The sequence below is a fragment of the Vibrio sp. RE86 genome (assembly GCF_013114545.1).
In the GTDB taxonomy this organism is placed as follows: domain Bacteria; phylum Pseudomonadota; class Gammaproteobacteria; order Enterobacterales; family Vibrionaceae; genus Vibrio.
In genome coordinates this window covers 99,112-112,367 of sequence record NZ_VTXI01000014.1, presented here as the reverse complement: position 1 = coordinate 112,367, position 13,256 = coordinate 99,112, and the positions used below count along the sequence as shown (strand labels likewise).

10 protein-coding genes, 1 tRNA gene and 1 rRNA gene are annotated in these 13,256 nt (G+C 45.6%); 5 read left to right on the top strand and 7 right to left on the bottom strand.

The annotated features are described in order from the left end of the window. A 5S ribosomal RNA gene (rrf, locus tag F0231_RS14215) occupies positions 1–95 on the top strand; the annotation flags it as partial. Between the two features lie 70 nt (positions 96–165). Continuing rightward, positions 166–256, top strand: a tRNA-Ser gene (locus tag F0231_RS14210). Between the two features lie 559 nt (positions 257–815). Here the strand turns inward: F0231_RS14210 and F0231_RS14205 are convergent. The 5 genes from F0231_RS14205 to glnA form a co-directional block, all read right to left on the bottom strand. Next, positions 816–3,356, bottom strand: coding sequence for an EAL domain-containing protein (locus F0231_RS14205; RefSeq protein WP_171760362.1), 2,541 nt, complete (start codon positions 3,354–3,356; stop codon positions 816–818). Between the two features lie 167 nt (positions 3,357–3,523). Then, positions 3,524–4,927: a nitrogen regulation protein NR(I) gene (gene glnG / locus F0231_RS14200; RefSeq protein WP_171760361.1), complete on the bottom strand. Its 1,404-nt coding sequence runs from the start codon at positions 4,925–4,927 to the stop codon at positions 3,524–3,526. A gap of 34 nt (positions 4,928–4,961) precedes the next feature. After that, on the bottom strand, positions 4,962–6,008 hold the full coding sequence (glnL, locus tag F0231_RS14195) for a nitrogen regulation protein NR(II) (protein ID WP_171760360.1): 1,047 nt from the start codon (positions 6,006–6,008) through the stop codon (positions 4,962–4,964). 134 nt (positions 6,009–6,142) lie between these two features. Next, positions 6,143–6,685 carry a DUF4124 domain-containing protein gene (locus tag F0231_RS14190; RefSeq protein ID WP_171760359.1) on the bottom strand — a complete coding sequence of 181 codons (543 nt, stop codon included), beginning with the start codon at positions 6,683–6,685 and terminating at the stop codon, positions 6,143–6,145. Between the two features lie 129 nt (positions 6,686–6,814). Then, on the bottom strand, positions 6,815–8,224 hold the full coding sequence (glnA, locus tag F0231_RS14185; RefSeq protein WP_171760358.1) for a glutamate--ammonia ligase: 1,410 nt from the start codon (positions 8,222–8,224) through the stop codon (positions 6,815–6,817). Positions 8,225–8,715: 491 nt separating this feature from the next. On the opposite strand from glnA, the gene typA reads away from it, so the two are divergent. Beyond that, entirely contained in the window at positions 8,716–10,545 is a 1,830-nt protein-coding gene (gene typA / locus F0231_RS14180) for a translational GTPase TypA (protein ID WP_171760357.1), read from the top strand. Positions 10,546–10,677: 132 nt separating this feature from the next. Here typA and F0231_RS14175 read toward each other — a convergent pair whose 3' ends face one another. Together F0231_RS14175 and F0231_RS14170 are read right to left on the bottom strand one after the other, a co-directional pair. Further along, entirely contained in the window at positions 10,678–11,208 is a 531-nt protein-coding gene (locus F0231_RS14175; protein ID WP_171760356.1) for an AAA family ATPase, read from the bottom strand. 8 nt (positions 11,209–11,216) lie between these two features. Next, on the bottom strand, positions 11,217–11,858 hold the full coding sequence (locus tag F0231_RS14170; protein ID WP_171760355.1) for a DUF2959 domain-containing protein: 642 nt from the start codon (positions 11,856–11,858) through the stop codon (positions 11,217–11,219). Positions 11,859–11,893: 35 nt separating this feature from the next. On the opposite strand from F0231_RS14170, the gene F0231_RS14165 reads away from it, so the two are divergent. Beyond that, complete coding sequence (locus F0231_RS14165; RefSeq protein ID WP_171760354.1) at positions 11,894–12,838, top strand: virulence factor BrkB family protein; 945 nt, start codon at positions 11,894–11,896, stop codon at positions 12,836–12,838. After that, on the top strand, positions 12,810–13,244 hold the full coding sequence (dtd, locus tag F0231_RS14160) for a D-aminoacyl-tRNA deacylase (RefSeq protein WP_171760353.1): 435 nt from the start codon (positions 12,810–12,812) through the stop codon (positions 13,242–13,244). The genes F0231_RS14165 and dtd overlap by 29 nt, the downstream gene beginning before the upstream one ends. The last annotated feature ends 12 nt before the right edge of the window (positions 13,245–13,256 follow it).

Genomic DNA, 13,256 nt, shown 5'->3' with positions numbered 1-13,256 from the left:
GACCCACCTGATTCCATGCCGAACTCAGAAGTGAAACGAATTAGCGCCGATGGTAGTGTGGGGCTTCCCCATGTGAGAGTAGGACATCGCCAGGCTTTAAATATCGTTACCCGTAATTACGTGTAACAACATCTTCAGTGTACTAATCTGATGATGACAATTTGTGGAGAGATGGCTGAGTGGTTGAAAGCACCGGTCTTGAAAACCGGCATACGTTAATAGCGTATCTAGGGTTCAAATCCCTATCTCTCCGCCACATTGAAAAGCCTCGCTAGAAATAGCGAGGCTTTTTTCATTTATGAGCAGACTGTAAATGATAGGGGTAGCTAAGTCCCACTTTAATTGTATGCCCCTCTAAGACTTACCTATGACACAGAAAGCCCGTTGATAACTCAACGGGCTTTCGTCTTTTCTGATGCCTCGACATGGATTAAAGAAAGAGGTCTGCATAGTCTGTTGGATTGTGCCATTTAGCCCTTTGCCATACCCAGAGGTTTCATTAGAGTTACTCGAAGCAGGAGTCTGTTTGTATTTGAATAACAGGCGTCTGTGGGTTGGTGGTCATCAGTACGTGAGAATTCCAAGTATAGGTCCCAAGGTTATGAAATGAGGTAAGGAGGGTAATATCCCCTACGATCTCGCTTTAATGTCCTGTGTTCGTGCGTTTATACCTTGCTCGGAGTATTGAAAGTCTGTCCTCTCTCAGCAGAGTCCTTATAGGTGCAAAAAAGCCGACATACAAATGTCGGCTTAGTTTGTAAATGTTTCCCTGAGTCTAAGTTGCTTCACTTTGTATGGAAGCGAAAGAGGTCTTGTTATTTTATGCTGACTAAATTTGTCGGCCACTCTTCAAATGGAACTGGACGGCTGTATAGGAAGCCTTGGCCTTGAGGGCAACTCAATTGGTTAAGCATTTTAGCTTGTTCCGATGTTTCGATGCCTTCAGCAACAAGGCTCACTTTCATTCCTCTAGTCATGTTGATGACAGCTGCTACGATAGAAGTATCTAGTTCATCTGGAGAGAGTTTATCTACGAAAGTCCTGTCTATTTTCAAACAATCAAATGGTAACTTATGTAGGTAGGCTAAAGAGCTGTAACCCGTTCCAAAATCATCGATCGCTATATGCACCCCAAGGTCTCGAATAGCCTGCATGTTTTGTAGTGTCACAGGATCATTATCGACAATACGAGATTCCGTGATCTCTAGGGTTAAACTATTCGGGTTGAGTGTCGATTGAGTCAGTATCCTTTGTAAGGTCGAGATAAAGTCAGGCTGTGATAGCTGATGAACGGATATATTAACGTGCATGTGGAAGCTTGAATCCCATTTGCCAGCTTTCATACCTCTTACTGCATCATTACAAGCTTGAAGAAGTATTTGCTCTCCAATGGCACCAATCTGTCCACTCTCTTCTGCGATAGGGATAAATTCTAGTGGAGAAACTAAGCCTGCAGATGGTGATAGCCAGCGAGCGAGTGCTTCGGCGCCAATCACTTCACCACTATTCAAGTCAACAAGCGGTTGATAGAACGGGATGAATTCTTTGTGTTCAATCGCGTCTTTGATTTTAGCGATCATAAGTGTGCGCTTACGCGATATATCGGCCATCTCAGGTCGATAGTAACTGATGTTAGTCACTTCTTGTTTCGCATTGCTCAGGGCGATGCTGCCGTTGCGTAGCCATAGAGTCATATTGTTATCCGGGCCGCTTTCAACGATACCAATTGAAACACTGACAACAACACTCTCTTGGTCCATGACAAAAGGAGAGGCGAACATTTGCAAAACGCGGTTTGCAGTGAGGATGGTTTCTTCTTCACTTTGCTTGGTCGGGATATAGATAGCGAACTCATCGCCACCAATTCTTGCAAGGTAGTAGTCATCTGAGAAGATTGATTTAAGGCGCTGCGAGATAATGACCAGCAGTTGGTCCCCTTTGTAATGACCTAGGCTGTCGTTGATGTCCCTAAACTTATTGATTCCGATGAGCATTAAACTGCCGTCTAAGCTTGGCTGTTTGTCACAGGTATCAATCAAACCTTCACGGCTATATAACTTAGTTAATGAGTCATAAAGTAGCTGAGAACGGAGGGCTTTAAACGATGCTTTCAGGTTGTTGGCCATTTCATTAAAGGCGTGCACGAGCATCGTTGTTTCATAGATGTTCCCAGGCTTTGGCATGTGGCTTTCCCAATTCCCTTTCGCCAAGTGTTTAGCAGCGGATGCTGTCGAGGTGATTGGAGCCACCACTCGATTGAAGGCAAATAAGCCGACAATGATACCGAAGAAGCTTGCCAAAATGCCTAATATCCAACTGTCCCTTTGGCTTTCAGGAAGCTTGCCAAGTAGGTTTGATTCTGAAATCGCGACGCCGATATACCATTTGAGGCCATGTTCGTCAGTGTAAGGTGTGAAGTGGTTGAAGTAGCGTTCGTTGTCGATGTCCAGACTGAAACGTTGTACCTTTCCTTCTGTATACAGACCTCGTGCTGCTGAGTACTCTGCATTCGCTTTAATTATTGGGTTGGCACTTTCTATCGCGAGTAGGCGCTGACCTTTCTCACTTTGAGGGGTTCCCCAAGAAACCACATTACCGCCAGTTGAGTGTGCGACTAGACGCTTTTTATCATCGACCAAATAAATCACGGCGTTTGTTTGCGTTTGTTGATGGCTCAAGAAGTGGTTGAAAGTATCAATTTTCACGTCTGTGACGACAACGCCTTGAAACGCTTGATCGTAGAAAACGGGTGTGAGTGCCGATAGAGTGATCTCTTGCCTTTCGTCTGCATTCGCGTAGATGGAGGACCACATTGGCGCTAAGCTCTTGGCGACGGGCGCATACCAAGGACGAATTCGAGGGTCATATTTTTTAATAACCGAGCGGATATCTTGACTGACCGTTTGACCTCGGTAGATAACCAGCTGTTGATCAGTTCGGTCATCTTGAACCATCAAGGTGTAGCCTTTATTCGGCTCTTTACGAAAACCGACGTATTCTGCTTTTTCACCACCAAATCCAATCACATCAAGCTGTGGTATGGTGTGGTAAAGATGGCGGAAAGAAGTGAGAAAATACTGTTCAATGTCGGTAGTATCGCCCGGTTGATAGAGACGATTAAAGCCAATCGAGTGGCTCAACGATAGGCTGGCTTGAAAGGGTTCGTTGAGAAATTTATCTAGCTCAAGAGTAACGTTCTCAGTGAGTGATGAGAGTTGTTTATCACTGATATCAACGACCATCTCTTCGTAACTATTCTTTTGTACACCGATGATCACACCAATAGTAATGATAAAAATCATCACAAATGGCAGAATGACCGCTGTTCTAAGCGTAATTTGCGTAGTCGCTGACATATGTTATCTTCTATAGGTACAGTGTGCTGTATTTTATATGTTTTGATAAATGCGAGCGAGGCTTTTTTGCTCAAAAAACGGGTAATTTATCCCCCTAAATTCGCTTGTTGAATGTTAGGTGGTCGATTCATTACCCTTTAGTTCGAGAGGGTTGTGAGCTTAATTGCTTAATAGAGCTCCTTTAACTTTCTTGTCAAAGTGTTCCTTCCCCAGCCTAAAACTTTTGCTGCATCTTGCTTATGCCCATTGGTATGTTCGAGAGCCGCTTCCAAAAGTATACGTTCAAATTCAGGAAGTGCGTAAGAGAGCAGCTCAGTATCCCCTTTCGTGAGGGAGTTTTTTGCCCAACTAGCAAGTTGCTGTTGCCACGAACCTCCGCCGACTTCACTTGAAATGGTTTTCTCTTCAAGTAGTTCGGTTGGGAGGTCGCTTGGCAGTACTTCACTGCCGCTTGCCATTACGGTCAGCCAACGACAAATATTCTCGAGTTGTCGAACGTTCCCTGGCCATTCAAGGTGCATCAGTTTCTCTACCGTTGATGGGTGGAGCGTTTTGACATCAACCCCAAGCTCTTCAGCGGCTAACGCTAAGAAGTGCAATGTTAGCTTTTCAATATCTTGCTTGCGCTCTCTTAGTGCAGGTATCTGAATGCGAATCACATTTAAACGGTGGAATAAATCTTCACGAAAATCGCCTTTGTGAACCAGCTTTTCCAAATGTTGGTGCGTTGCTGCAACAATGCGCACATCAACATTGATTGGGGAGTGACCACCGACACGATAAAATTGACCATCGGCCAGTACACGAAGCAAACGAGTCTGAATATCGAGCGGCATATCACCGATTTCATCGAGAAACAGTGTGCCTCCGTTTGCTTGCTCAAAGCGCCCCTGCCTGACACTGTTTGCACCGGTAAATGCACCTTTTTCATGCCCAAACAGTTCGGACTCAATTAAATCTTTTGGTATTGCGGCCATATTAAGCGCGATAAAAGGTTTACTTGCTCTTGGGCTATGGCGATGTAAAGCATGAGCGACGAGCTCTTTCCCTGTTCCCGACTCGCCATTAATCAGTACGGAGATTGATGAACGAGAAAGGCGACCGATCGCTCTGAACACCTCTTGCATCGCTGGGGCTTCCCCGATGATTTCAGGTGGTGTGTATGCCTCTTCGTGCAATGAGGCTTGTTCTTGCTTCTGCTCTTGGCTATGTGTGATGGCGCGTTCGACAAGAGTTAAGGTTTCATCAACATCAAACGGTTTGGGTAGGTACTCAAAAGCGCCTTTCTGATAGGCGTTAACGGCTGCATCGAGATCTGAGTGCGCGGTCATAATGATAACGGGTAGGTCTGGGGAGCGTTGATTGACCTCTTTGAGAAGCTCAAGGCCATCCATCCCTGGCATACGGATATCTGAAACGAGAACATCAGGTGTTTCTCGCTCCAATGCCATAAGCACACTTTCTGCGTCGGAGAATGTTTCACATTTGATGTTTGCTGATGAGAGTGTTTTTTCCATCACCCAGCGTATGGAGCTGTCATCATCGACGACCCAAACGTACCCTTTACTCATAATCTCTTCCTTACAGCAGTGCCACTAGCGTTGTTTAAATTGGCAAATAAATAGTAAATGTTGTTTTTCCAGGCCAGCTTTCTACGTCTATCTTGCCTTGGTGTTGGTCAATTAAGTTTTGTGCAATGGAGAGGCCTAAGCCTGTTCCGCCTTCGCGTCCGCTGACCATCGGGTAGAAAAGGGTATCTTGCAGATCGGTTGGAATACCTGGCCCGTTGTCGGATATTTCAACACGCGCGGCGAGTTTGCAGCGTTGGCCGTGGATATTGGCTTGGTGCACTGTTCTGGTGCGAATGGTGATTTGGCCGTTATCTTGGTTTTTCAGGATTTGCCCTGCATTGCTGACGATATTAAGCAGCGCTTGCTCAATTTGGTCTGCGTCCATCAAGATATCAGGTAAGCTGGGATCGTAGTCACGTTCAATATGAATACTTTGGTGCGCCTCTAGATCAACCAGTTGACGGACTTTTTCGAGTATTAGGTGCAGGTTCTCAGGTTGCTTTTTGCCAGGCTTTTGAGGGCCTAAAAGGCGATCAACCAAAGCTCGCAATCGATCGGCTTGTTCAATAATAATTTGCGTATATTCGGTTAAGCTAGGATCTGGCAGTGTCCGTTCCAGTAGTTGAGCTGCACCTCTTAGTCCACCGAGAGGGTTCTTTATCTCATGAGCTAACCCACGAACCAGCAGTTTGGCAGCTTGCTGTTGAGCGTGTTGGTTGAGTTCTTGTGATAGTCGACGTTGTTGACCAATCTTTCTCATTTCAACCAACAGCATCAGTTCTTTGTTCCAAGAGATTGGGCTGACTGTTACTTCAAGCATAAGAGGTTTGCCATCGACCACAAAAGTCACATCGCTATCAGTGATGCTTTGACCACTTTGTAAAGGCTGAGACAGCAGAGCCAAATCCATTGAGGCGTGTTGGATTAGATGGGACAAAGGGTGGCCGACAATACGTTTAGCACTTTGAGAAAAAAGCTGCTCTGCTGCAGGGTTTGCGTACTTCACCTGCAACGATTCATTCATGATAAGAATCGACGTGACTTGATGATTTAAAATGATGTCGTTGAGTTCGCTATCCACTGCTTTACCCTATCCTTGAACTTTAATTGTGCAATGCACCACTATGGTGCATCGAATTATCCAAGTATGGCGCATTATCGAGAATAACAGAAGGCAAATAGCCACTCGGCCTAGTGAATAGGTGTTAGTTGCAACTATTTTACGCTGACTCGCTTAATGTGCACCGTAATAGGTAAGGACGATGCAATAAGCTTGCCGTCTCTAAATGCTTGAATAGCAAAAGAGTGGTTGCCTCTATCTAGGTTTTTTAATTGCCATGTCGGCGTATGAGTAGGAGCTTCGAAACTCTTGCCATTGATGGTGAGTTGTAGCTGCTCTCCGGGGAGTAATTTTCGGTTTAACTCCCCTTGAATAGAGAGGTCGCCATTGTTGCTACGTAGGGCTTGGTCATCAGCTGGTGATACGATCGCAAGCGTTAACTCAGCGGACTTAACCTTGTCTAATTCAGGTGACGGAGCTTTCTTTGTCGTGGGTTCGGCTGGGGTTGACTTTTCATACTCTGGAGCGAGTGCAGGCTGCTCATAGCTAGGCAGGTTGAGTGCCTTAGCGTGGCTGTTTTGGGGAGTGTCATTGAAATGTAGTGTGCCGTTGTCGTCCACCCATGTATAAACAGTTTGGCTATAGAGGGCTGAGCTGAACAATAGCATGGACCCTAGAGTGGTGTGCTTAATACTCATGATTGCTCCTCATCGATGCGAGAAGTCATAGTATCAGGTTGTTTTTTGTGTAGATAAATAAAAAGGCCCGCCTGCGAGGCGAGCCTTGAATTTGTGCAACAAAGCGTTTTGTTGCTTACTTAAACCTGATTAAACAGAGTAGTAAAGTTCAAACTCAAGTGGGTGAGTTGTCATGTTTACTTTCTCTACATCTTGAGACTTAAGGTCGATGTATGAGTTGATGAAGTCATCAGAGAATACACCGCCAGCTGTTAGGAACTCACGGTCAGCGTCTAGACACTCTAGAGCTTCTTTCAGTGAGTATGCCACTGTTGGGATTTCTGCTGCTTCTTCAGCTGGTAGATCGTAAAGGTCTTTGTCCATTGCTTCGCCTGGGTGGATCTTGTTCTTAATACCGTCAAGACCAGCCATTAGCATTGCTGCGAAACATAGGTATGGGTTCGCTGATGGATCACCGAAACGTAGCTCGATACGACGTGCTTTAGGGCTTGGTACCACTGGGATACGGATAGAAGCAGAACGGTTACGTGCAGAGTAAGCAAGCATAACTGGCGCTTCGAAGCCTGGTACAAGACGCTTGTACGAGTTTGTTGATGCGTTAGCAAATGCGTTGATTGCTTTAGCGTGCTTGATAACACCACCGATGTAGTGAAGAGCCATCTCAGATAGACCGCCGTACTTATCACCAGCGAATAGGTTAACGCCGTCTTTCGCTAGAGATTGGTGAACGTGCATGCCGCTGCCGTTGTCACCAACTAGTGGCTTAGGCATGAATGTCGCAGTCTTACCAAATGCGTGAGCAACGTTGTGAACAACGTACTTGTAAACCTGAATTTCATCAGCTTTAGAAGTTAGAGTATTGAAGCGAGTTGCGATCTCGTTCTGACCCGCAGTTGCTACTTCGTGGTGGTGCGCTTCTACAACTTGGCCCATCTCTTCTAGGATTAGACACATTGCAGAACGGATATCTTGAGAAGAATCCACTGGAGCTACTGGGAAGTAACCACCTTTAACGCCTGGACGGTGACCTTTGTTACCGCCTTCGATGTCAGAACCTGTGTTCCAAGCTGCTTCGATGTCGTCAATCTTGAAGAAAGAACCAGACATGTCAGTTGCGAATTTAACATCGTCAAATAGGAAGAACTCTGGCTCTGGACCAACTAGAACAGTATCAGCGATGCCTGTTGAACGTAGGTAGTCTTCAGCGCGTTTAGCGATCGAACGTGGGTCACGGTCGTAGCCTTGCATTGTTGCAGGCTCAAGAATGTCACAACGGATGTTTAGTGTTGCGTCTTCTGTGAATGGGTCAAGAACAGCAGATGATGCGTCAGGCATCATTACCATGTCAGATTCGTTGATGCCTTTCCAACCAGCTACTGATGAGCCGTCGAACATCTTACCTTCTTCAAAGAAGTCTGCATCTACCTGGTGCGCAGGAATAGATACGTGCTGCTCTTTACCTTTAGTATCGGTAAAGCGTAGGTCAACAAACTTAACTTCGTTTTCTTGGATCAGCGATAGAACGTTTTCTACTGACATCTTGGATAACCTCCAGTGTTATTAAAGCGGTTTAGCTCGATTTGTTTCATAAAATCCAGCATTGATTAATTTCATTTCAATCGTATTAATCGATGCTAAATTTAATAAAGCCAAAACCGTGCCAAAAAAATTAATCCATTAATTTCAATAAATTAGCGGGCTTAGTCTAAAGTTGGTGCAGCGTTTTGCACCAAAATGATCTTTGGTTGCACCATTTTGGTGCTATCAATTACTTGATGCACCAAAATAAAACAAAATCGCATACCATTCAGCCGAGTTTTGCAGGTGATGTCAATGAGCATTTTGCGTTACTCAGCGTCACCTTGCGTTTCATCAATAAAATTTCTGTCGAAAAGGGGCGAATCAGATCACATATTTCTGGGTTTTTCGCTAGAATCTGGTACATTATGGCCGTTTTTTTAATCAAGTAAGCGCGCGACTTAAATTTATCTATTTAAGGGCGAGCTTCTTCTATCGAGCGAATCAAATCCATGGCTACTCCACAGATTGATAATTTAAGAAATATCGCGATCATCGCGCACGTTGACCACGGTAAAACAACACTGGTTGATAAACTACTACAGCAATCAGGTACTTTAGAGTCTCGCGGCGAAGCTGAAGAGCGAGTCATGGACTCAAACGACATCGAAAAAGAGCGTGGCATTACCATTCTTGCTAAGAACACAGCAATTAACTGGAATGACTACCGCATCAACATCGTAGATACTCCGGGACACGCGGACTTCGGTGGTGAAGTAGAACGTATCATGTCGATGGTAGATTCAGTTCTTCTGATCGTTGACGCTGTTGACGGTCCAATGCCTCAAACACGTTTCGTAACGCAGAAAGCGTTCGCACACGGTCTTAAGCCAATCGTTGTTATCAACAAGATTGACCGCCCTGGTGCTCGTCCTGACTGGGTTATGGATCAAGTATTCGACCTATTCGACAACCTAGGTGCGACTGACGAACAGTTAGACTTCCAAGTGGTTTACGCATCAGCTCTAAATGGTTGGGCAACACGCGAAGAAGGCGAAACTGGCGAGAACATGGAACCACTATTCCAAACTATCGTTGAGGAAGTAGCGGCGCCTGCTGTTGACCTTGATGGTCCTCTACAGATGCAAATCTCTCAGCTTGATTACAGCTCATACCTAGGTGTTATCGGTGTTGGCCGTGTAACTCGCGGTACAATCAAGCCAAACCAGCAAGTGACTGTTGTGGGTGCTGACGGTAAGACTCGTAACGGTAAAGTAGGTACAGTTCAAGGTTACCTAGGCCTAGAGCGTCACGATGTAGACCAAGCAGCTGCAGGTGACATCATCGCAATCACTGGTCTTGGTGAGCTGAAAATCTCTGACACTGTATGTGCACAGGGTGAAGTAGAAGCGCTACCAGCACTTTCTGTTGATGAACCAACAGTAACAATGACTTTCCAAGTAAACACGTCTCCATTCGCGGGTAAAGAAGGTAAGTACGTAACGTCACGTAACATCCTTGAGCGTCTAGAGAAAGAACTAGTACACAACGTTGCACTACGTGTTGAACAGACAGACGATCCAGACAAATTCCGCGTTTCAGGTCGTGGTGAACTTCACCTATCTATCCTGATCGAAAACATGCGTCGTGAAGGCTTCGAGCTAGCAGTATCTCGTCCAGAAGTAATCATCAAAGAAGTTGATGGTCAGCTAATGGAACCGTTTGAAACGGTAACGATTGATGTTCTTGAAGAGCACCAAGGCGGTATCATGGAAAACATCGGCCTACGTAAAGGTGAGCTGAAAGACATGGCACCAGACGGTAAAGGCCGTGTGCGTATGGACTTTATCATGCCATCTCGTGGTCTGATTGGTTTCCAAACTGAATTCATGACTCTGACTTCAGGTTCTGGTCTTCTTTACCATACATTCGACAGCTATGGTCCACACAAAGGTGGTCAAATCGGTCAACGTATCAATGGTGTTCTAATTGCGAACGCGGCTGGTAAAGCACTGACTAACGCACTATTTAACCTTCAAGAACGTGGTCGTCTATTTATCGGTCACGGTGTAGAAGTTTACGAAGGTATGATCATCGGTATTCACAGCCGTGACAACGACCTAACAGTAAACGCACTGAAAGGTAAGCAGCTAACCAACGTTCGTGCATCTGGTACAGATGACGCACAGGTTCTTACTCCGCCAATCAAGCACACGCTTGAGCAAGCACTAGAGTTCATCGATGAAGATGAACTAGTAGAAGTAACGCCTGAAAGCATCCGTATCCGTAAGAAGTTCCTAACGGAAAGCGATCGTAAGCGTGAAGCTCGTAACGCTAAGTAATCTTAGTGATTAGATAAAGAAAGCCCCGAGTAGCCTAGCTGCTCGGGGCTTTTGTTTTATGTGGTGTAGAAAAGCTATTCATTGAGATGAAACCCTGACTCTATTGCCGCTTTTGGCTGTGAATTCGAAGCGCTAGCTTTTAAGCCCTAAGCGGTGGTGAACGAACTGAACACGCTCTGAGACGGACATAAAAGGCACTTCGACAACTTGAAATCCGAGCTCTTGATACACTTCAACTAAAGCATTGTGGATCGCGACAGCGCCTTCAAATGGGTAAGGTCTTACTTCATCTTGCACATAGATAGTGCGTTCAGGACGGCAGAAGAATGCTTGTCGATGATAGCCTTCGCTTTCTGATATATAGCAAGGCTCGATATCTAACCCTGCCTGTTGCAGATAACCACAAATATCCGGAATCGCCCGATCGAGAAACGCGACCTCGAATTGGTTGGCTTGTTGTTTCTGAGTTTGCATAGTCGCAAGGCATAGGCGGGCAAACCTGGGTAGATCAACCCAAGGTAAGATGCCATTGGCTAATTGGCTTTGCTCTTCAATTAGCTGGCGAGAAGACTCTGCAAAGGTTTGATAGCCACTGGCGTTTAGTGCATCGATCAATGTGGTTTTACCGGCGCCTGGGCCACCAGTGATGATTATCGGGAGCATTGACTCGGTTACTTCTGGTTTAAGCGAGCTAAAAACTTATCCGATTCAGCAATCGCAGCGTTCATTTGCTTAATTGCGAATTGAATGTCTTGTTCAAGGTTGGTGAACTCGCCTTGCAGTGCACCGATAGCGCTGGCATTGAGGTTATGCTTTAGGTAAAGGGTGTTGTCTCGCAAGGTGTTGAGTACCGGCGTCATCTTATCTTCAGCGCGTTTCATCGCTGACAACATCGTTGTGTATGATGCTTTGGTTTCACGCAGTTTTTGCTCACTAGAGCGGCGTAAAGAACTGCTTGTGTAGAGTTCTAATTCATCTTGCCACTCCGTAAATAGAGCGTCTGATACATCTTCAATCGCAGCGATTCGGTCGCTAACATCTTGTGCGGCTTTTTCGCTGTCTTGGTATTTGTCGTTGATCTGGTTGTAAACCGTTTCTAGTTCACCACCATCAAAATTTGTTAGTGCAGAGAGCGCTTCAAGTGCACTAGTAAACTCTTGCTGTGCATCTTGCTGAGATTCTTTAGCGTCTTCAACCCGATCTACCATGATGTCGCGTTTGTGGTAGCCTACTTGTTCCATCGCAGAGTAATAGGCTGATTGACACCCTGTCAGGGCAAAAATAGACAATACAATAGCCAGTAAGTACGGCATTATGGGATCCTTTCCTTTAGAATTATGATGTTAGGATGACTGAGTTGATAGGGAGATACAAGTTGAAAATTGAGCCATTAGTGAAACAAATCGTGCAGTTTGGGCAGTACTTGCTGTGCCGGATGAAACACGATCGTGTCAATGTAAACGCTGGCTATCTCGCTTATATCACTCTGCTTTCGATCGTGCCGATGCTCACCGTACTTCTATCGGTTCTCTCTTCTTTTGCTATCTTCGAAAACGCCGGCGACGCCATCCAAGATTTTGTGATTACCCACTTTGTTCCTGCTGCGGGCGATGCAGTGAAAGGCGCATTACTGGAGTTCGTTTCTAATACCGGCAAAATGAGTGCTGTCGGTGGTGCTTTCCTGTTTGTTGCTGCGCTTATGTTGATCTCCAACATCGATAAAAATCTTAACTATATCTGGCGTGTTCAGCACAAGCGTCGTGCGGTGTTTTCGTTTTCAATGTACTGGATGGTGCTGACCCTTGGTCCAATACTAGTTGGAGCGAGTATCGCTGCCACCTCGTATGTCACGTCTCTAAAAATTATCGAAAGCGAAGCGGTATCTGGCGTATATAACTTGCTGCTTCGTTGGTTACCGTTTTTGCTGTCGCTGTTTGCTTTTGTTGGTCTGTACTTGTTAGTGCCAAATAAAAAGGTGCGTATTTCTCATGCTCTAATTGGCGCAATTGTGGCGGCGCTGCTGTTTGAAGCGAGCAAAAAAGGTTTTGCTGCCTATATTACCCAGTTCCCTTCTTATCAGCTGATTTATGGCGCATTAGCGGCGATTCCAATCTTGTTCGTTTGGGTCTACCTGTGCTGGCTGATCGTATTAGTTGGTGCAGAGGTGACGGCAGCGCTTGGAGAAAGAGAGCAGTGGAGTGAGCCTAAAGAAATGGTACACTCATCGGAAAGTTCAAAACTCGAGCAGCAAGAAGGAAGTCGCAGTGATTGCACTGATTCAGAGAGTAAGTGAGGCCGCAGTTAAAGTAGATGGCGAAGTCGTTGGTGAAATCGACAAAGGTCTACTTGTTCTATTAGGTGTTGAAAAAGATGATGATGAAGCGAAAGCGAAGCGTCTGATGGAACGTGTGACCACTTATCGTGTATTTGGTGATGAAGACGATAAGATGAACCTCAACGTGAAACAAGTGGATGGTAAAGTTCTTGTTGTTTCGCAATTCACCTTGCCAGCAGATACGAAGAAAGGCACTCGTGCTGGCTTCTCTCGCGGAGCACACCCAGCTGATGCAGAACGATTGTATGATTACTTTGCTGACCGCTGCGCGGAAGTGTTACCAACTGAACGTGGTCACTTTGCTGCTGACATGAAAGTGTCTCTGGTCAATGACGGCCCCGTGACCTTCTGGTTACAAGTATAATTATAAGGCTAG

What these genes read in the sequence shown, in the direction of transcription:
- glnG (WP_171760361.1), bottom strand. Translation starts at nt 4,927, where the DNA reads ATGAGTAAAGGGTACGTTTGGGTCGTCGATGATGACAGCTCCATACGC.
- F0231_RS14170 (WP_171760355.1), bottom strand. Translation starts at nt 11,858, where the DNA reads ATGCCGTACTTACTGGCTATTGTATTGTCTATTTTTGCCCTGACAGGG.
- F0231_RS14175 (WP_171760356.1), bottom strand. Translation starts at nt 11,208, where the DNA reads ATGCTCCCGATAATCATCACTGGTGGCCCAGGCGCCGGTAAAACCACA.
- F0231_RS14165 (WP_171760354.1), top strand. Translation starts at nt 11,894, where the DNA reads ATGACTGAGTTGATAGGGAGATACAAGTTGAAAATTGAGCCATTAGTG.
- glnA (WP_171760358.1), bottom strand. Translation starts at nt 8,224, where the DNA reads ATGTCAGTAGAAAACGTTCTATCGCTGATCCAAGAAAACGAAGTTAAG.
- typA (WP_171760357.1), top strand. Translation starts at nt 8,716, where the DNA reads ATGGCTACTCCACAGATTGATAATTTAAGAAATATCGCGATCATCGCG.
- F0231_RS14205 (WP_171760362.1), bottom strand. Translation starts at nt 3,356, where the DNA reads ATGTCAGCGACTACGCAAATTACGCTTAGAACAGCGGTCATTCTGCCA.
- F0231_RS14190 (WP_171760359.1), bottom strand. Translation starts at nt 6,685, where the DNA reads ATGAGTATTAAGCACACCACTCTAGGGTCCATGCTATTGTTCAGCTCA.